The organism is Pseudomonas gingeri, from assembly GCF_013385425.1.
Lineage (GTDB): Bacteria > Pseudomonadota > Gammaproteobacteria > Pseudomonadales > Pseudomonadaceae > Aquipseudomonas > Aquipseudomonas gingeri_D.
The window spans coordinates 95583-113589 of record NZ_JACAQA010000028.1; the positions used below are offsets into that span (position 1 = coordinate 95583).

The 18007-nt window shown below is 60.8% G+C and carries 18 protein-coding genes; 9 read left to right on the top strand and 9 right to left on the bottom strand.

The window, feature by feature from the left end; translation table 11 throughout:
- Positions 1 to 7: 7 nt before the first annotated feature.
- Positions 8 to 1495, bottom strand: a complete 1488-nt coding sequence (locus HX830_RS26700; RefSeq protein ID WP_177103671.1) for a hypothetical protein — start codon at positions 1493 to 1495, stop codon at positions 8 to 10.
- A gap of 224 nt (positions 1496 to 1719) precedes the next feature.
- Here HX830_RS26700 and HX830_RS26705 point away from each other — a divergent pair, with 224 nt between their 5' ends.
- Positions 1720 to 2424 carry a cyclase family protein gene (locus tag HX830_RS26705; protein ID WP_177103673.1) on the top strand — a complete coding sequence of 235 codons (705 nt, stop codon included), beginning with the start codon at positions 1720 to 1722 and terminating at the stop codon, positions 2422 to 2424.
- A gap of 29 nt (positions 2425 to 2453) precedes the next feature.
- Here HX830_RS26705 and HX830_RS26710 read toward each other — a convergent pair whose 3' ends face one another.
- A complete protein-coding gene (locus HX830_RS26710; RefSeq protein WP_103495272.1) occupies positions 2454 to 3419 on the bottom strand; it encodes an NAD-dependent epimerase/dehydratase family protein in 966 nt (321 codons plus the stop codon).
- 107 nt (positions 3420 to 3526) lie between these two features.
- Here HX830_RS26710 and HX830_RS26715 point away from each other — a divergent pair, with 107 nt between their 5' ends.
- Positions 3527 to 4417, top strand: a complete 891-nt coding sequence (locus HX830_RS26715) for a LysR family transcriptional regulator (protein WP_371317549.1) — start codon at positions 3527 to 3529, stop codon at positions 4415 to 4417.
- A 37-nt stretch (positions 4418 to 4454) separates the two neighbouring features.
- Here HX830_RS26715 and dmeF read toward each other — a convergent pair whose 3' ends face one another.
- Positions 4455 to 5390, bottom strand: a complete 936-nt coding sequence (gene dmeF / locus HX830_RS26720; RefSeq protein WP_152739891.1) for a CDF family Co(II)/Ni(II) efflux transporter DmeF — start codon at positions 5388 to 5390, stop codon at positions 4455 to 4457.
- Positions 5391 to 5463: 73 nt separating this feature from the next.
- Here dmeF and HX830_RS26725 point away from each other — a divergent pair, with 73 nt between their 5' ends.
- Entirely contained in the window at positions 5464 to 5739 is a 276-nt protein-coding gene (locus tag HX830_RS26725) for a metal/formaldehyde-sensitive transcriptional repressor (RefSeq protein WP_103495275.1), read from the top strand.
- 105 nt (positions 5740 to 5844) lie between these two features.
- Here the strand turns inward: HX830_RS26725 and HX830_RS26730 are convergent, their stop codons facing one another.
- From HX830_RS26730 to HX830_RS26740, 3 genes are all read right to left on the bottom strand, one after another.
- Positions 5845 to 6339: a hypothetical protein gene (locus tag HX830_RS26730; RefSeq protein WP_152739890.1), complete on the bottom strand. Its 495-nt coding sequence runs from the start codon at positions 6337 to 6339 to the stop codon at positions 5845 to 5847.
- 1 nt (position 6340) lies between these two features.
- On the bottom strand, positions 6341 to 7354 hold the full coding sequence (locus tag HX830_RS26735; RefSeq protein ID WP_177103677.1) for a GlxA family transcriptional regulator: 1014 nt from the start codon (positions 7352 to 7354) through the stop codon (positions 6341 to 6343).
- Positions 7355 to 7426: 72 nt separating this feature from the next.
- Complete coding sequence (locus HX830_RS26740) at positions 7427 to 8341, bottom strand: LysR family transcriptional regulator (RefSeq protein WP_152739888.1); 915 nt, start codon at positions 8339 to 8341, stop codon at positions 7427 to 7429.
- 144 nt (positions 8342 to 8485) lie between these two features.
- Between HX830_RS26740 and HX830_RS26745 the strand changes: the two genes are divergently transcribed.
- From HX830_RS26745 to HX830_RS26755, 3 genes are all read left to right on the top strand, one after another.
- Positions 8486 to 9361 carry an aldo/keto reductase family oxidoreductase gene (locus HX830_RS26745; RefSeq protein ID WP_177103679.1) on the top strand — a complete coding sequence of 292 codons (876 nt, stop codon included), beginning with the start codon at positions 8486 to 8488 and terminating at the stop codon, positions 9359 to 9361.
- Positions 9362 to 9504: 143 nt separating this feature from the next.
- Positions 9505 to 9744 carry a hypothetical protein gene (locus tag HX830_RS26750; RefSeq protein WP_100940111.1) on the top strand — a complete coding sequence of 80 codons (240 nt, stop codon included), beginning with the start codon at positions 9505 to 9507 and terminating at the stop codon, positions 9742 to 9744.
- Between the two features lie 137 nt (positions 9745 to 9881).
- Complete coding sequence (locus HX830_RS26755) at positions 9882 to 11273, top strand: glycerophosphodiester phosphodiesterase family protein (protein WP_177103681.1); 1392 nt, start codon at positions 9882 to 9884, stop codon at positions 11271 to 11273.
- 133 nt (positions 11274 to 11406) lie between these two features.
- Here HX830_RS26755 and HX830_RS26760 read toward each other — a convergent pair whose 3' ends face one another.
- The 3 genes from HX830_RS26760 to HX830_RS26770 form a co-directional block, all read right to left on the bottom strand.
- Positions 11407 to 11958 (bottom strand): cytochrome b, encoded by a 552-nt coding sequence (locus tag HX830_RS26760; RefSeq protein ID WP_103495281.1) that lies wholly within the window; start codon positions 11956 to 11958, stop codon positions 11407 to 11409.
- Between the two features lie 146 nt (positions 11959 to 12104).
- A complete protein-coding gene (locus HX830_RS26765) occupies positions 12105 to 13448 on the bottom strand; it encodes a sensor histidine kinase (protein ID WP_177103683.1) in 1344 nt (447 codons plus the stop codon).
- Positions 13445 to 14104, bottom strand: coding sequence for a response regulator transcription factor (locus tag HX830_RS26770; protein ID WP_103495283.1), 660 nt, complete (start codon positions 14102 to 14104; stop codon positions 13445 to 13447). Before HX830_RS26770 ends, HX830_RS26765 begins: the two co-directional genes overlap by 4 nt.
- 197 nt (positions 14105 to 14301) lie before the next feature.
- Here HX830_RS26770 and HX830_RS26775 point away from each other — a divergent pair, with 197 nt between their 5' ends.
- Genes HX830_RS26775 through HX830_RS26785 form a run of 3 tightly spaced genes read left to right on the top strand, consistent with a single transcriptional unit; the run spans position 14302 to position 17963 of the window.
- Entirely contained in the window at positions 14302 to 14772 is a 471-nt protein-coding gene (locus tag HX830_RS26775; protein WP_103495284.1) for a DUF2271 domain-containing protein, read from the top strand.
- Positions 14773 to 14797: 25 nt separating this feature from the next.
- Positions 14798 to 16978, top strand: a complete 2181-nt coding sequence (locus tag HX830_RS26780; RefSeq protein ID WP_152739884.1) for a PepSY domain-containing protein — start codon at positions 14798 to 14800, stop codon at positions 16976 to 16978.
- On the top strand, positions 16968 to 17963 hold the full coding sequence (locus HX830_RS26785) for an FAD:protein FMN transferase (RefSeq protein WP_177103719.1): 996 nt from the start codon (positions 16968 to 16970) through the stop codon (positions 17961 to 17963). Before HX830_RS26780 ends, HX830_RS26785 begins: the two co-directional genes overlap by 11 nt.
- Positions 17964 to 18007: the final 44 nt, after the last annotated feature.

Here is an 18007-nt window from a genome sequence, read left to right on the forward strand (position 1 = left end):
CCAACCCTCACTGCAAACCATAGGAATAAACCCCAGCATCATTGCTGTTGTACCAGTTGCCCTTGGCCCAAATCACCCGGTCCTGCGCGCCTTGAAAGCCGAGGATCCCCAGGTAACCGTCAACCGCCAGCCGTTGCCAGGAGTGCCCCCAGTCCTTGGAGTAGAACACCCCGTTCGCGGAAATTTGCGCATCCGACCACCAGTAGAGCCAGCGCGGCGGCCGGTGTTCGCTTGAGGTGTTGATCAGCAGGCTGTTCTGCCCCACCCAGAAATTCTTCTCGCGCAACTGGCTGTCCGACGCCAACGGCGCGAACACGCTCGGAAGCTCACCCATCGGCTTCCAGCTCAGCTTGGCGGTATCCAGCTCGGCCACCACATCTTGCCCATGCTCGCCCTGGTCGATCAGGCCCATCACCCGCCCGCTGCCGTTCTCCACCAGTGCGTCGATAAACAGCCCCTCCTCGCGCTGCACAGCCCCGACCTGCCACTTCCCTGCTTTGCGCTGCAGTGGTGCCCGGGTCGTGACGTTGATCGCCAGGCTGCCGCTTTCACCGTCGGGATTGCTCCCCCAGAAACGCTGGGACACCCAGATAAACGCCCGTTGCGCATCCAACTGAGTGACATAGGTCTGGATTTCCCCATAAGCACCGGAGTCGCGCCATTCAGTAATGTCAGGCCGCTTGCCCTGGGCATACTCGGTAGACACCAGCAGCGACTCGGCCGCGAATATCGGGGTGCTGCTCGCGCCGCGATCAGCGGAGTAGAACACCCCGGTGGAGATGGCACCCGGCTTGTCTTCGCCGCTCTCGTTGTCGGTTCCGCTCGGGGTGCCCCAGGCCCAGACTTCATCCAGGCCATGAAAATAGGGCTTGAGGTTCCAGGCCAACTGCTCGGCCTTGGGGAACAGGCCTTTACTCAACCAGGTCCAGCGCTTGCCTTGATCGTCGCTGCGAAAGATCACGGTCTGCCTGATCTCATCGCCGCTCGCGCCCGCGACTTCGGGGCGCTCAAGCCCGGTCAGCAGGAAAACACTGGCCCCATCCGGGCTGGCCACCAGGCAGGCGGCGTCGCTGACATGGGCCACCATTTGGAACTGGCCTTGAGCGTCCAGGCGCGAGATAAAGGAGGTTTCCTTGTCCCGGCCCGAGAGAAGGCCGGAGAAAGCCCCCGAGTCTTCCGGCGTCAGATCCTTATTCTCAACCGGCTTGCCATGGAGCACGGCATCCAGGTCCACCACGTCGGCCGAAGGCTGCAGCTGTTTCGCGTCCCCCTCCAGGCGCCCCACCAGCCAGGTGCCCCGAGGGGTCACCACCACACCGGTGCAGTACTGGGTCATCGCGCGCTGACGGGTGTCCTGCACGGCGCCGATCTGCTGCTTGTCCGGGCTGCTCCCACCCCACTCCAGCTTGGCGCTGGTAATCATCCACATGTACCAGAGCCCGGTGCCGACCAGCAGCACGACAAACAGTTTGGTGAACAACTTTGATCGAGGCATGAGGGGATCCGAATCCATGGAAAAGGCTGAGAAGCTTTTCGCATTTCTTTCACCGGGAGTAAATTTTTATTGCTTGCGAACACCGGGCCCCAGTCGAAAAAATGTCAGCGCTGTGACGCCGATTCCATTCATCACACCCGGAAAGTGTGCCGCCGCAACGACAGGCCTTGTGGAAACGGGCCGCTATCCTCCACCCTTTCGCCAAGGACCCGGGAGTCAAAGGAATGCAGAGCATCCATTTTCAAAGAATCATCGATCTGAGCCACGTCATTACGCCATCTATCCCCCTCTGGCCCCACGACCCTCCCGTTGCCTTCAGTGAGGTGGCCTCACAGGCACAGGACGGTTACTACCTGCGCAGTTTCAGCATGGGCGAACACAGCGCCACCCATATGAATGCGCCCAACAGTTTTCACCCCGATGGCATCGGGATCGATGCCTACACCCCGGAGTCGCTGGTACGACCGGCCGTGGTAATCGATGTGCGGGCGCAGGCACAGGCCGATCCCGACTATGTGATCAATCCTCAAGATATCGAGCGCTGGGAGCAGGCCCATGGTCGCATCGCCCAGGGCTGTGTCGTGCTCGTCCATACCGGGTGGCAAGCGCTGTGGAACGACCCCAAGCGCTTTTTCAATGAGGATGACCAAGGTGGCCTGCACTTCCCCGGGGTCGGCGCCGATGCGGCAAGGCTGCTGGTCGAAGAGCGTGAGGTCGCCGGGATCGGGATCGACACCCACGGGGTCGATCCTGGTCAGAACACGGCATTTGCCACCAACCACCAAGTCCTGGCGAAAAATGGAATCATCCTGGAGTGTCTGACTCATCTGGATCAATTGCCCGCCACCGGTACAACGCTGGTCATCGGGATCCTGAAACTCAAGGACGGATCCGGCTCCCCCGCCTCCGTGCTGGCCTTTGTGCCCTGATCTTGTCAGGGTTCGAGCGCCTGATCCCCCTACAAACAGCCCACGCCCTTCAGCGTTACTTCCACCGCCTGATCCAGCGGCGTATGCGGCTCGGCCCCCAGCACGCTCAACAGATAGGCATTATTCATCCGCACCGGCGTACGCCACAGGTAACGCATCTCCAGCATTTCCCGAAAGGTGGTCACCAACGGCGAGGCCAGTCCTACCAGCCACCAGGGAAAGCGCCGCAGCCTGGTCTGGCCGCCCGCGCGCTCGACCACGCGGCTGATAGCGGCTGCTATCTGGGTGCCGTCGGCGTCCCAGTAGCCCTCCATATGAAAGGTCGCGAAGGGGGGCAAGTCCCCTCGACGCACCACCAGTTCGACCATGGTCCGCGCCACGTCCGGCAGATAGGCCCACTGATGACCGACGCCCGGATCGCTTGGCAGATTGATCACTTTCACCGCCTGCCCGGGCTTGATCATCCCCTGGGAAAACCAACTGTTACCAGCCTGCGGGCCGAAGAAGTCGCCCGACCGCACGACAATCGCTCGAACCCCGTCCCGCGTCGCATCCTGCAAGCGCTGCTCAAGCTCGACGCGAATACGCCCCTTGCGCGTCAACGGACGTTGCACCGCCTGTTCATTCAATTCGGCAAAGGCATCCGGGCCGTAGTTGTAGACCGTGCCCGGCAACACGACGGTCGCCCCTTCAATACGCGCCGCCGCAATCGTATTGTCGATCATCGGCAGCACCTGCTCGGCCCAGTGCCGATAGCCCGGCGGGTTGACCCCATGCACGATCACGCTGCAACCCCGCGCCGCGCGCACCACGTCGTCACGGTTGAGGGCGTCGCCACGCAACCACTGGATACCGTCGCGCTGTTCGGCCGCCGTCGCCAAACCCCGCTTGAGTGCCTGCACCTGCCAGCCGCCATCGCGCAGTTGCCGCGCCACTTCGCCGCCGATGCCACCGCCGGCGCCCAGTACCAAAACCTTGTTGCTCTGTGCTGCCATGTCAATTCTCCAGGAAGGTAACGATGAACAGAGTCTGGGCCTGCTCCTTCAGGAAATAAATTGCCTGGCACAAGCTATCCGCCATACATTTATGCATGAACCAGATCATGAGTTGGGAGCTGTACCGAACCTTGCTTGCCGTGCTGACGGAGGGCTCGCTCTCGGGCGCCGCACGGGCGCTGGGCATTGCCCAACCCACCGTGGGCCGACATATCGCCGCGCTGGAAGCGTCATTCAAGCAACCGCTGTTCACCCGTTCGCAGACCGGCTTGCTGCCCACCGAGACCGCCCTGGCGCTACGCGGCTATGCCGAAGCCATGCAGCACACCGCCGCCGCGCTGGAGCGTGCCGCCACTGGACAGGGTCAGACGGTGAACGGCACGGTGCGGATCTCCGCCAGTGAAATCATTGCCATCGAGGTGCTACCTCCGGCACTGGCACTGCTGCGCCAGGACCATCCGCAACTCAAAATCGAGCTGCTGGCCACCGACAAGGTGCATGACCTGCTGCAACGGGAGGCGGATATTGCAGTGCGCATGACCGCGCCGAAACAGGATCAGCTGATCGCCCGGCGTGTCGGCCAGGTGGAACTGGGGCTTTATGCACATGTGGACTATCTGCAACGACACGGCACGCCTAGCACAATGGCCGATCTGTCGAGCCATGCCTTGATCGGCTTCGATGTCACCACCCCCTTTATCCGTGCCGCCAGCAAACAAGTGCCCGGCTGGAATCGCGAGGCCTTCACGCTGCGCACCGACAGCACCCTGGCGCAACTGGCGATGATCCGCGCCGGCTGCGGCATCGGCATCTGCCAGAGCGCCCTGGCGATCCGCACGCCGACACTGGTGCGGCTGTTGCCGGAGCGGTTCACCTTCCAGCTGGAAACCTGGGTGACCATGCACGAGGACCTGCGCACCAGCCCCCGTTGCAAGGCGACCTTCGATGCGCTGGTGGAGTGTCTGCAGGCCCATATCCGTGTGACGGGCCCATCATGAGTTTGCCGGCCTTTACCCGGTGAACAGACGGCCAGCGTCACGCCAGCAGATGAAGCTCAACCGTGACGTGCACCAACTCTTCATGGATCGCCAGTTGCGCCTTGAAGTAGTCCGGCGTGGCCGGCAAGTGCGTCACCAGGCTTAGCACGCAGGCGAACTGGCCCTTGCCGACCCGCCAGACATGCAGGTCGCTGATGCTGGCCGGAATCGGGCTGGCCGCAATGACCTCGCGGATTTCCTCGACCACCGGCGCATCCATTTCCGCGTCCAGCAAGATACGGCTGGTCTGGCGGATCAGCCCATAGGCCCAGCTCGCCACCAGCCCCGCGCCGACAATCCCCATCAGCGGGTCGAGCCACGCCGCGCCCCAGACCTTGCCACCGATCAGCGCCAGGATCGCCAGCACCGAGGTGGCCGCATCGGCCACCACATGCAGGTAGGCGGAACGCAGGTTCAGATCGTGGGCATGTTCATGGCCGTGGTCATGATGATGGTCGTGGTGGTGATCGTGGGCATGGCCATCCTTGAGCAGCCAGGCGCAGGCCAGGTTGACCATCAAGCCGACGATGCCGATGACAATGGCTTCGTCATAGTGAATGGCCGCAGGCGAAATCAGCCGTTCAACCGACTGATACAGCATCAGCCCCGCCACCATCACCAGGAACAACGCACTGGTGTAGCCGCCCAGCACTTCGATCTTCCAGGTACCGAAGGCAAAACGGTTGTCACTGGACAGGCGCCGGGCAGCGCCATAGGCCAACACCGACAGCCCCAGCGCCAACGCATGGGAACTCATGTGCCATCCGTCGGCGAACAGCGCCATCGAGTTGTAGTACCAACCGCCGGCGATCTCGGCGACCATCATGATGGCCGTCAGGATCATGGCGCGCCGGGTGTTGGCCTCCGCCAGGGGATTTCCATCGTTGAGGATTTTCGAATGGCAGTTCTGATGAGTAGCATTGGGCGAAGACATTGGGCTACAGTCCTGATGACAAGGTCGAAACATACTATACCCCAGTATAGATAACACACAATGGGACAATTCCATGCCGCATACCATCAAGGATAAAAAGCGCCTGCTGACCCGTGTCAGGCGCATCAAGGGCCAGGCCGAGGCCTTGGAAAACGCGCTGAATATGGAAGTCGAGTGCACCGCCGTGCTGCAACAGATCGCGGCGATCCGTGGCGCGGTCAATGGTTTGATGAACGAGGTGCTGGAAGGTCATATCCGCGAACACCTGGGCGCGGACGATGTCACGCCGGCCCAGCGCCGCGAGGATGTGGATGAAGTGGTGTCGGCGCTGCGCTCGTATTTGAAGTGACTTCGGCGGGCCTGTGAGGGCCGCCCAGGGTGCGTGGGAAAACCAGCACGCAAGCTGGCGGGCTGGTGTTGGCTGGCGGACTACAAGGGTTGGCGCCCGAAGAAACTAGGCATTGCCCCGGCCATCAAACTCGAACCAGAAACTGGCGCCGTGACTTTCGGCTCGACCGTGCATGAGTGCGGTCAACAGATCATGATTGAAATGTTCGTGATACGCGCTGCCAAACAGCAGCTTCGTCCGCGGGTTATCCGTCATCAGCGCCAGCAGCAGATACTGTTCCGTCCAATAGATCTGATGATCAATCAGCCATTTCGTCGGCAGGCCAAAGGGCAGAAAGACATCATGCACGTGGACAAAGATCTTCTTGGTGATTTTCGGCAGCAGGCGCAGGTAAATTTGCAGGCAATCGCTCCCTGTCTTTACCGTATGCGTGGAATCGATAAACAGGATATCGCCATCTTCCAGCGTGGCGTTCAACCACGCGGCTGTCAGATCCTGGGCCCGCATCGCTTGCAGTTCAAGCGCCCCCTCGTTAGCCAGGGTGGTGATGAACGGCCTTGGAAAGGGTTCGATGCAACGTAATGTGCCTGAACCGCTCACGCTATTTAACCAGGCGCGTTTCCTTGGACGGCCGGTAGCCGAAATACGCGCTGTAGCATTTGCTGAAATGGCTCGGCGAGACAAACCCGCAAGCCACCAGCACATCGACCTGGGACAGCTCGGTGTGCTGCAGCAGCCGACGGGCCTCGGTGATACGCAGCTCCAGGTAATAGCGTTGCGGCGTGGTGCCCAATTGCTCCTTGAACAGGCGTTCGAGTTGCCGGCGGGAACGGCCGGCATAGGCCGCCAGTTGCTCCAGTTCCAGAGGTTCTTCGAGGTTGGCGTCCATCAGCTTGACCACCTCCCGCAGTGGTGCGCTCACGCACACATTCTCCGCCGGTTTGATACGCCGATAGCGCGACTCCTCGAACGCCAGTATGTCCTCGATACCCTCGACCAGGGCTTTATCGTGCAAACCCTTGATCCAGTCCAACGCCATATGGAAAGCCCCCGAGGGGCTGGACGCGGTGAGCCGGTCGCGATCGATGACATAGGCCTCGCTGGTGACATGGGTCGCCTTGGAGATCTCCGCGAGCGCCGGCCGATGTTCGGGATGAATCGCACAACGATAACCATCAAGCAAACCCGCACTGCCCAGGAACCAGGCGCCATTCCATAACCCGGCCAGGCTGACACCCTGGTCTGACGCCGCTCTCAGCAGGCTGATGAGCTCATCGTCGACCTTCAGCTCGGTCCGGTAGCCACCGCAGATGACCAGCAGGTCGAGGCTTTGAATGGCCGCCGAATCGATACGGGCATCGGGGCGAATCACCAGGCCCAGGTCACTGATCACCTCCCCTTCATGCAGACCGAAGGTTCGCGAAGAGAACAACCCGGGACGCAGGAGGTTCGCCGTGACCAGCGTATCCAGGGCCTGGGTGAATGCCGGCAAGGAGAAATGCTCGAGCAACAAAAAGCCTGTCCAGGCCATTTGCGCGGGCGCACCGGGGTTTTCATTCAGATAGCGGAGGTTTTTCCCCTTCATGCCTCCACTGAATTGGCGTCGTTCGATCAAGGTCTGAATCACTCGGTGGTGTTAGCCACTCTCTTGTTGGGTGTATTGCTGAGTCGCTGATTGTAATCAGACTCAGGCTCGCAAGGGCAGCGTCGCCGACAGTTCGTGCAGGTAGTCGACAAAAGCACGTAACGGCGCCGGCAAATGGCGCCGTCCAGGGTAATACAGGAACGGGCCGGAAAACGTCTGCCACCAAGGTTCCAGGATGGGTTCGAGCTCGCCGCTGTCCAGTTGCGGCCGCAGCAGGTCTTCAAACAGATGCACCACCCCCAGGCCGGCGACCGCGGCACTGACCGTCAGATCCAAGGCTCCACTGGGCGTCACCAGCAGACGTTCGGGCGGATCAATCTCGATCTGCTCGCCATCGCGCTCGAATTTCCAGGTGGGTTTGTTGCCGCCGGAGAACTGACAGCGCAGACAGGAATGGGTCAACAACTCGCGTGGATGGGCCGGTCGGCCATACAGGTCCAGATATCCGGGCGCCGCCGCCGTGACGAAGCGCTGCACCCTCGGACCGATGGGAATCGCGATCATGTCCTGCTCCAGCCTTTCGTCGTAACGGATGCCGGCATCGCAGCCCACCGAAAGCACGTCGACAAATCCGTCTTCCACCACGACCTTGATGCGGATATCCGGATAACGTCCGAGAAATCCGGCAATGACCTCAGGCAGCACGATACGCGCGGCGCTGGTGGGCACATTGAGCCGCAGCGTACCGGAGGGCTTGTTGCGAAAGCCATTGAGCACATCCAATGACGCTTCCATTTCAGAAAACAGTGGCTCCAGCCGGGTTAACAAGTGTTGCCCGGCTTCGGTCAAAGCCACGCTCCGCGTGGTGCGGTTGAGCAGACGCAAATCCAGCTGCGCCTCAAGACGCTGTACGGCTACGCTCAAGCTGGCGGCGGAAACGCCACCGCTGCGTGCCGCCTCACGAAAACCACCCGCCTGTGCGACAGCGACAAAAGCCGCCATATCGTTAAATTTCATGACAATTGTTCACTAATTTAAACAGCCCGTAAACTTTATGCCTGATTATCAAACAGCGCAATTGGAACTATATTCGGCCCATCGAACCCCGCCGCGGAACGCGCTGCGACTCGCATCGAAACAGACCGATAGAGGAAAACCCATATGAGCACTTCCGCCCTCCCTGCCCATTTCAGCTTCGCGGGTCGCAAGGTCCGGCGAATGGGCTATGGCGCCATGCAACTTGCCGGACCGCAGGTATTCGGGCCACCGAAGGATCGAGCTGCCTGTATCGCCGTATTGCGCGAAGCCATCGCCGCCGGCGTCGACCATATCGACACCTCCGACTTCTATGGTCCGCACATCACCAATCAGATCATTCACGAAGCGCTGCATCCGTATCCCGACAACCTGACCCTGGTCACCAAGATCGGCGCGCGCCGCAACGACAAGGGCGACTGGCTGGCCGCCCAGAGCCCGCAAGAGTTGCGTAGCGCCGTCGAAGACAATCTGCGCCATCTCGGCCTGGCCTCCCTGGACGTGGTCAACCTGCGCATCTTCGGCCATGGCCTTACCCAGGACAGCATCGGCCATCTGGTCGAGGTCACGGCGCAGCTCCAGCAAGAGGGGCTGCTCCGTCATATCGGGCTGAGCAACGTAACCGCCGAGCAGATAAAGGAAGCCCAGGCGATCGCCGACATCGTCTGCGTGCAGAACCAGTACAACCTGGTCCACCGCGAGGACGATGGTTTGATCGACGACTTGGCGGCGCAGGGTATCGCCTATGTGCCGTTCTTCCCCCTGGGCGGGTTCACGCCCATCCAGTCAACGGCGCTGTCGGATATCGCGGCCCGCCTGCAAGCCCAGCCGATGCAAGTGGCGCTGGCCTGGTTGCTGCACCGCTCGCCCAACATCCTGCTGATTCCGGGTACGTCCTCGGTCGCGCACCTGCGCGAAAACCTGAAGGCCGGGCAGTTGCAGCTCACGCCGGACACGCTGGCCGAACTGGATGCGATTGGCGATAAGCCGAAAGCAAGTTGATACCAGGCTGATAAACTGTAGAAACGACAAGGCCCCGGATTCCGGGGCTTCTTCATTGAAACCGCGACACCGTCCAATAATTGGTGCACCGTGTCCCCTACCCCACCAATGCATCACAGACCCACCTTTTATCTGGACGTCACATGACACCCAACGCAGAACATTACAACCCGTCCACCGAATATGCCGACAAGCTGATTTCGCGCATCGGACAAACCCCCTCCTGGATCGCAAAACGCATCGGCGTGACCGACAAGCGCATTCGTTACATCCTCGATGGCGAAAGGACCGTCAAGGGAGAAACCACTCCTATCCAGATGACGTACACTGAGCAGTTTGCCCTTGAGTGCCTGGCCGCTGAGGCTGCGGCCAAGAAGAAATAGAAGTTTATCCGGGCGATAAGTGTGCCTACGGCCTGTGGGCGGTTTGCCCGGGAGCGGACCCGATGAGCCATGATTTTGTCATGTGTCCGTGATTACTATTGGTTGATAACCGCTCTTCCCATCTTGAAGGACTGCACATGTACACTCGCCCAGGTCTGCCTCTTGCCCGCTTTATCGCTCTCGGATGCAGCTTGTTAGTGAGTGCTTGTGACGGTACTAACGGGAGTTTACCTGGCGCACAGTCAACCGCATCTGCTTCGCTCAAAACCCTCGACGGTAAGCCACCCTTGATTATCGGGCATCGCGGCCTGCCGGGATTGTATCCGGAAGAAACCCGGGCCTCTTACGAGCATGCCGCCGATGCTGGCGCAGATTCGCTCGAACTGGATCTGCACATGACCAAGGACTGCGTATTGGTGGCTCGACACAATCCCTGGTTGAGCGACAACACCAACATCAGCGAAGTCGCGAAGACCAACGCCGAAGTTGCACACCGTAAACGCACCGTTCCAGGCGTATTGGTCAATGTCAAATATCCCGCCACGGCAGAAAATGGTCCGGCACAGTACCTGAGTGACTTGACCAACCCCAACGATCCGAAATCAGTATTGAAATCACTGGTCGTTGATGGCGAAGACCACACCAACGACTGGTCAATCAGCGATTTCACCATGGCCGAACTCAGGCAATGGATAGGCGGTACCACTTACGATGCCCGCGACCAGCGCCCAACCGAACTGAACGGCAAGTTGCCGATCCTGAGTTTTCAGGACGTGATCGACATTGCAAAAGCCAAAAGCGCAGCGACAGGTCGCGTCATTACGGTCTATCCAGAAAGCAAGAATCCGATCTGGAACAATGCCCAAGCCATTGCCAATGGTTGCGGCGTACCGGGCAGTCATCCGTTTGAGAAGGCGTTCCTCAAAACCCTCAACGACAACGACCTCAATCGCAAGGAAGCCCCGGTCTTTGTGCAAAGCTTTGATCCGGGCAGCTTGAAATACCTGCGCTCTATCGGCCTGAAATCCAGAGCCGTTCAGTTGGTCGATGGAAACGGAATAAACTTCCAGACGGGCGAAACCATTTTCATCACTGACAAACCCAATACGTTCGTCAGCGGCCGCCCCTATAGCTGGACCGTAGCAGGTGATCCACGCTCCTTCGGTGCGATGCTGACGCCGGCAGGATTGGCCGAGGTCAAGACCTACGCCGACGGCATCGGTCCGTGGAAGCCACAGGCAATGTCGCTCACCGTTGCTGCCGCTCAAGATTCGTCATCCAACCCCAGCTTGGACAAGGTCGACACCCTCAAGCCAACCCGCCTGATCAGCGACGCCCACAAGGCCAATCTGTTCGTTCATATATTCACCTTCCGCAACGAGGCGAAATACCTGGCAGGTGTCTATAAGGGGGATCCAGCGGCAGAATACCTGGCCTTTTTCCGAGCCGGTGTTGACGGTGTATTTACCGATTTCACGCCTAACGCAGTTGCTGCCCGCACTATCTATCTTAAAGAAGTAGCGCGTTAAACGACGCAATCCATACCCTGCTGATGGGGGGCTCATCCTTGAGCCCCTTCAAGCCGCAACACTGAGAAGCCGGGGTCAAGACCACAGGTCGTTTCCAGCGCTATCCAGACCACTTCATTGCATGACTGCAGACTCAGGAATGAAAACGTTTGGGTATCATCCGTACCATCGTGTTATCGCCGACCCAATAATGGTGGAAAAGTCCTGCGCAGGCGTGTAATCCGATCAGCCAGTACCCCGCATTCCCAACCCACTCATGCCAACTTTTGAATTGCTTTGCCATATCAGGATCGAGCGCTATTGGCGAGGGGAGCATAAAGTCAAAGTACGGGATCGGCTTGCCAGCAGCACTGAGCATCAACCAGGCCAGTAGTGGGGTAGCGATCATCAGCCCATACAGTGCCAGATGAGTGATGTGGGCTAACAGCGTTTGCCAGGCAGGTGGCTTGGGCAAGATCGGCGGACTTGCTTTCAAGCGTCCTAACAGGCGCACCCATACCAAGGCGAAAATGGCCATGCCAAACACTGCATGGGTACCGAGAAAGAAACCGCGCAAGGCATCACCACGAGGAATCAACCCCTTGATTTCGATACTGGCATAAACACCGACAAAGAGCGCCAGCATTAGCCAATGCAAAATTATCGATATTTTTGCGTAACGTTGGACGACTGTTTCGTGGGGCATGACATACCTCTTTGCTTTATTGGCACATGGGTGATTTGTTCAAACCACCCCGCTCACATGAATGACGCTTGTCTACCGACTCAAAATCAGAAAAGCAGCGCCATCCTCAAACTTGAGTGCTGGCGCTTGAAGCCAAATGGCGGCGCTCAACCGGACAGCGTCGGCGCGAGATGAAATTGGATGGCAACTTCGAAACCATCTGTCCTGCCCGGCGCAGGTGAGGCTAGCGTCATGCTTGCCTTGACCCCATGGACAATGGTCTTTGCGATCGCCAGGCCCAGCCCCGAACCACTGCTCTCGCTACTGCCCCTGACAAAGCGCTCGGTCAGGCGCTGCAACACCGGCTCCGGCACCGCAACCCCAGCGTTGACCACCCGCAGTAGCCCCTGGTTGGTGAGACTGACCTCGACCGGCTGATCCGTAGCGCCGTATTTCAACGCGTTCTCGATCAGGTTGCGCAACAGGATGCCGAAGGCGTCCGGATCGATTGCCGCACAAACACTGGCCCGCGCCGGAAGTTGCAAGTTGATCCGCCGACCGCTGTTCTGGTTCCACTCATCAACCACATGGGCCAGCAAGGGAATCAGGTCCTGGGGTGTTTCGGACAGTAGCCCGCCCCCTTCGGCCTTGGCCAGTTGCATAAGCTTTTCCGAGAGCCGGACCAACTCCCGCAAGGAGCTTTCGATCTTGGTCGCACGCACGCGCAACGGCCCCTCGGGAGCTTCGTGGCGCAGTCGCTGGGTCTGCGCCAGGGTCGCGGCCAGCGGTGTACGCAGTTCATGGGCACTGTTGGCGGTGAAGCTGCGCTCCGTCTCCAACGCCTTGCGCAAGCGTTCCAGCAGGTGATTGACCGCCTCGGCCAGCGGATCGATTTCAGCCGGCAGGCGCGCCACCTTGATCGGCGACAGATCACCGACGCCACGAACCTCGACGGCCCGGCGATAGGCCAATACGCTGCGCAGGCTGATCCGCACCAACAGCCAGGTACCCAGCAGACTGATGGGAATCAGCGCCAGCAACGGCAACAACAAGGCAAACAGCGCTTCGCGCGCGGCTTCACGACGATGGCTCAGGGGCTCGGCAATCTCGATGAACACCGCTCCATGCCGCGCACTGGCGCCGTACAGGCGGTACTTTTCAGTGGTGGAAAAGCCTTCGCTCGGCGGTTTGCTGAAGATCTCCGGGCTGGCGTCATGGGACTGCATGAGGATTACACCCTCGGCATCGCGCACCCGATAAGCCAGATATTCCTTGTGCATTCTCAAGGTGGGCACGTGTTGTGCCTCGGGCGCCCGGTCACGACTGCCGATCTCCAGCACCGCCAACGGCAGGATGCGTTGCGCGGTTTCTTCCAACGCACTGTCGAACGCTTCGTTCAGCTCATGCTGCACCACCAGCCAGGCGCCGACAGTGCCCCCCAACCACAGCAAGGTCAGGCCCAGGGTCAGGCCCAGGCCCAGGCGTTTCTGCAGGCTTGCGGACGGCTTCATTCGCAGATCAACCGGTAACCCATGCCACGCACGGTTTCAATCATCTCCCGGCCGAGCTTTTTACGCAGGCGGCTGATATAAACCTCGATGGTATTGCTCTCGATTTCGGCGCCAAAGGCATACAGCCGCTCCTCAAGCTGTGACTTGGACAGCAGCGCCGTGGGACGTTGGACAAACGCCTCGAACAGCGCCCACTCACGGGCCGTGAGGTCCACGATCAGGCCGCCGCGCTGCACCGTGCGGGCACTCATATCGACCTGCAGATCGCCGAGTCTGATCTGCGGGTTGGGATTGCCGCTGTACCGTCGGGCCACGGCGGCAACCCGGGCCGAGAGTTCAAACAGATCGAACGGCTTGACCAGATAGTCGTCGGCACCGGCATTGAGGCCGGCTATACGTTCGGATATCTGGTCCTGGGCGGTCAGGATGATCACCGGTGTCACATCCCCCGCCGTGCGCTGCTGACGCAGGAAGTCCAGCCCGCGACCGTCCGGCAGCATCAGGTCGAGCAGGATCAGGTCGTAAGGCGTGGTGCGCACGCTACTGCGTGCATGGTCCAGGCACTGCACCCAATCCACGGCGTGGCCGTCGTCGGCGATCTGCTCGCGTACGGCATCCCCCAGTCCTACGGCGTCCTCGACCAGCAAAACCCGCATGCGGCACCTCTCGTGATGGTTGTCGTGGCACACCTTAAACGCCTTTGCTGACGTGAACCTGAAGATTCAGGTGATTGTCAGGAATGCGCTCCAGGGTATGCCACGCAGACCTCCTCCGGCAGCTGTTTCCAAGGGTTCAGGTTGCTGTCAGCCGGCAGGTCCAGACTCTTGCCACACCGTTCAAACAGGATACCGTCATGAAGACCCTCATCGCCGCAACCTGCCTCGTCGGCGCCCTCGCCCTGCCGGAGTTGGCACAGGCCCGTGAAGTGACCCTGACCACCCAGCTCAAGGACTACAGCGGTAGCGACGCCTATCTGGCGATCTACCTCACCGACGGCAACGGCCAGTACCAGAAAACCCTCTGGGTCGCCGGCCGCAAGGCCAAGTATTACCGGCATCTGAGCGACTGGGCGCGGGGGAGCGGCCAAAGACCCGCCGAATTTGATGGGATCAGCGGCGCCAGCGTCGGCAGCGGCGACACCCTCAAGGTCAGCGTCGAGCTGGCGGACACGTTGATCGATGCCGGGTTCCAGATCCGTATCGACAGCGCCGTGGAGAACCAACGCGAAGGCCGTGCCGACGTCAGCGTGCCCCTGACCGCCAAAGGGGCGGGCAAGACAACCCTCGGTAATACCTACGTCAAGTCCTTTACCTACGACCTGTAACACCTGCTGTTTCCGGAGGCTGAACATGCTTCGCCAATTCCACTCACTGCCCGGCCTGATCGCTGCATTGCTGGTTATGCTCCTGGCCATCAGTGGCGCGCTGCTGTCCATTGACCCGGCCGTCGAGCGCCTGCACAGCGTTCCGAGTGCCACCGGGCAGGTCACTGTCGGGCAATTGGCCGGGCGCGTTGCCGAGCATTTCCAAGGCGTGGAGCAGATCCGCCGCACCGCGTCCGGAACGGTAATCGTCTACTACAACCAGAACGATCAGGCCGCGATGGAAACGGTCGATCCATTGACCGGCCAAGGCCTCGCGCCCTATGCACCGTCGTCCTTTTCGCGCTGGGTGAAAGACCTGCATCGCTCACTGTTCCTCGGCACACCGGGCCATGCCGTATCCGGCGCAGGCGCGTTATTCATGCTGATGCTGTCGGTGTCCGGCGCGCTATTGCTGGCGCGGCGCCTGGGTGGCTGGCGCAATCTGCTGCGCCCGCTGCGGGGCACGTTCAGCCAGCGCTGGCATTCGGAAGTCGGACGCCTGGCCCTGCTCGGCCTGCTGCTGTCGGCACTGAGCGGGCTATACATGTCCGCCGGCACCCTGGGACTGATCGCCGACGGCAGCCAGGATGAACCGCCCTTCCCCAGTGGGATCAATGTTGCTCCGGCATTACCCGTGGCGAGTCTGCGGGCCTTGCAAACCACCGACCTGAATGATCTGCGCGAGCTGGTTTACCCCAGCCCCGACAACCCACAGGACCTGTTTTCCCTGCGCACGGCACAGGGCGACGGCTACGTGAATCCGGCCAGCGGCGAGTGGCTGTCCTATCAGCCCCATGACGCGATGCTCAGGATTTACGAATGGATTTACCAGTTGCACACGGGCGAAGGCCTCTGGTGGCTGGGCCTGCCACTCGGTGCCTGTGCGCTCTGCGTTCCCTTGATGAGCGTGACCGGCGTCCTGCTGTGGTGGCGCCGCCGCCAGGCCGGTCCGGAGCTGAGCCACAACAGCGACGCGCAATCAGCCGACAGCGTGATTCTGGTCGGCAGCGAAAACAACAGCACCTGGGGCTTTGCCGAGGCTCTACATCGAGCCTTGCACCAGGCCGGCCATCAGGTACACAGCACCTCGATGAATGAATGGACTGGCCAATACCCTGGCGCCAAGCGTCTGTTCATTCTCACCGCGACCCATGGCGACGGCGATGCACCCGCCTCCGCTTCACAGTTCCTGGCGCGGCTTCGTGAGACCGGCCTCAACCCCGGCCAGCCCTTTGCCGTGCTGGGCTTTGGTGATCGACAGTTTGCCCGGTTCTGCCAGTTTGCCCATCAGATCCAGGACGCGATGCTGCAAGCCGGCGGCTCGGCGTTGCTGGCACTGGAAACCATCAACCGCCAATCCTCCCAAGAGTTTGCCCGCTGGGGATACGCACTGGGAGGAGTACTGGGACAGGACCTGACACTGACTCACACGCCCGAGCGCCCGCGCACCCAGGCACTGCGATTGACGGGGCGCATCGTCTACGGCGAACAAGTGAATGCGCCAACCCAGATACTGCGTTTCAAGGCGGTCGGCGAGTTACCGAGTTTCCAGGCCGGTGACCTGGTAGGGATCCTCCCCCCGGGCAGCCCGGTACCTCGCGTCTACTCGCTGGCCAGTCGTTCGGAGGATGGCGTGCTGGAAATCTGCGTCCGTAAACATGAAGACGGCCTGTGCTCGGGGTTTCTGCATGATCTGGACATCGGTGCGCAGATCGACGTCTTTATCCAGCCCAACCCGCAATTCCGTCCGGCATCCGGCAGCCAGCCGGTGATCCTGATCGGGGCCGGGACCGGTATCGGTCCCCTGGCCGGCTTTATCCGTAACAACAAGGACCGTAACGCGATGCACCTGTATTGGGGTGGACGCCACCCGGCCTCGGACTTTCTCTACGAACCGGAGCTCAAGCGCTATCTGGCTGACCGACGCCTCACGGCCTTGCGCGCGGCTTTTTCCCAAACCCAGGAGCGCAGCTACGTGCAGGACCGACTGATCAACGATGCGCTGTCCCTGCGCCGGCTGATTGAAAAAGGCGCCCAGGTATTGGTGTGTGGCCGTCGCGAAATGGCCAGGGCGGTGATGCAGGCGCTGGATGAAGTACTCGCGCCTCTCGACCTCAGCGTGATGACCCTGAAAGCCCAAGGACGCTACCGTGAAGATGTCTACTGAGCTGCAACGCTACAGTTTGAGTGGCGAAACCATGGGGACCCGCTACACCGCCTTGTTCTACGCCGAGGCAGGGATCGATACCGATGCCATTGGCCAGGACCTGGCGCACGCCGTGGGCCGGGTGGACCAGCAGATGTCGACCTGGAAGGCCGACTCCGACCTCAATCGCCTCAATGCCGCCCCCGAACAGGAATGGGTGCCGGTACCCAGGGAGATGATCGGGGTGTTGTCCGCGGCACTGCGAATCAACCAGCAATCCAATGGCGCCTTTGACATCGCCGTTGGTGATCGGGTGCAGGCCTGGGGATTCGGCCCAGGCGAACAGACGGTCACACAACCGCCGTCCGCGACCAGCCCGCCACCGGCCCGCCTGTCGGCCAGCGCGGCCCTGGTGGTCGATACACGACGCAATCAGGTGCGCAAGCGCGCCGCGCTCAACCTTGATTTGAACGGTATCGCCAAGGGTTTCGGCGTGGATGAACTGGCCCGCAGCCTGGAAGACGTTGGTATCACACAGTACCTGGTGGGTATCGACGGCGAAATGCGCGCCCGTGGCGCCAAACCCGACGGCAGGGCCTGGGCCGTGGCCCTGGAAAAGCCCAACCGAGGCGTACGTGAAGTGATGGGGGTGATGGAGCTCAGCGACGCCGCCATTGCAACCTCCGGCGACTACCGACGGTGGGTCGATGTGGCCGGTCGATCCTACGCCCACACCATGGACCCGGCGACCGGCGCACCGCTGAGCAACAAGCTTGCTGCCGTCACCGTAGTGGCGCCCACCGGCCTGCTCGCCGACGCCTGGGCCACGGCCCTGATGGTGCTGGGCGAAAACGAAGGTCCGCGCCTGGCTCAGGAGCGCGGCATGGATGCCTTGTTCGTGTTACGCGACGGGCAGGACTTCAAGCAGATATACGTTTCTGCTGGAAAAGTCGCCTTCTTTTCGACCTCACCTGCGTCAAGCCTTTCCAATGAGCCAGGACATTAATAAGGCGCCGACTGAGCGGCATAATGCGGTTCCAATCATCCAAG

Excerpts from the sequence above, each read along its gene's own strand:
- HX830_RS26700 (WP_177103671.1), bottom strand. The coding sequence starts at position 1,495 with ATGCCTCGATCAAAGTTGTTCACCAAACTGTTTGTCGTGCTGCTGGTC.
- HX830_RS26705 (WP_177103673.1), top strand. The coding sequence starts at position 1,720 with ATGCAGAGCATCCATTTTCAAAGAATCATCGATCTGAGCCACGTCATT.
- HX830_RS26710 (WP_103495272.1), bottom strand. The coding sequence starts at position 3,419 with ATGGCAGCACAGAGCAACAAGGTTTTGGTACTGGGCGCCGGCGGTGGC.
- HX830_RS26715 (WP_371317549.1), top strand. The coding sequence starts at position 3,527 with ATGAGTTGGGAGCTGTACCGAACCTTGCTTGCCGTGCTGACGGAGGGC.
- dmeF (WP_152739891.1), bottom strand. The coding sequence starts at position 5,390 with ATGTCTTCGCCCAATGCTACTCATCAGAACTGCCATTCGAAAATCCTC.
- HX830_RS26725 (WP_103495275.1), top strand. The coding sequence starts at position 5,464 with ATGCCGCATACCATCAAGGATAAAAAGCGCCTGCTGACCCGTGTCAGG.
- HX830_RS26740 (WP_152739888.1), bottom strand. The coding sequence starts at position 8,341 with ATGAAATTTAACGATATGGCGGCTTTTGTCGCTGTCGCACAGGCGGGT.
- HX830_RS26745 (WP_177103679.1), top strand. The coding sequence starts at position 8,486 with ATGAGCACTTCCGCCCTCCCTGCCCATTTCAGCTTCGCGGGTCGCAAG.
- HX830_RS26750 (WP_100940111.1), top strand. The coding sequence starts at position 9,505 with ATGACACCCAACGCAGAACATTACAACCCGTCCACCGAATATGCCGAC.
- HX830_RS26755 (WP_177103681.1), top strand. The coding sequence starts at position 9,882 with ATGTACACTCGCCCAGGTCTGCCTCTTGCCCGCTTTATCGCTCTCGGA.
- HX830_RS26760 (WP_103495281.1), bottom strand. The coding sequence starts at position 11,958 with ATGCCCCACGAAACAGTCGTCCAACGTTACGCAAAAATATCGATAATT.
- HX830_RS26765 (WP_177103683.1), bottom strand. The coding sequence starts at position 13,448 with ATGAAGCCGTCCGCAAGCCTGCAGAAACGCCTGGGCCTGGGCCTGACC.
- HX830_RS26770 (WP_103495283.1), bottom strand. The coding sequence starts at position 14,104 with ATGCGGGTTTTGCTGGTCGAGGACGCCGTAGGACTGGGGGATGCCGTA.
- HX830_RS26775 (WP_103495284.1), top strand. The coding sequence starts at position 14,302 with ATGAAGACCCTCATCGCCGCAACCTGCCTCGTCGGCGCCCTCGCCCTG.
- HX830_RS26780 (WP_152739884.1), top strand. The coding sequence starts at position 14,798 with ATGCTTCGCCAATTCCACTCACTGCCCGGCCTGATCGCTGCATTGCTG.
- HX830_RS26785 (WP_177103719.1), top strand. The coding sequence starts at position 16,968 with ATGTCTACTGAGCTGCAACGCTACAGTTTGAGTGGCGAAACCATGGGG.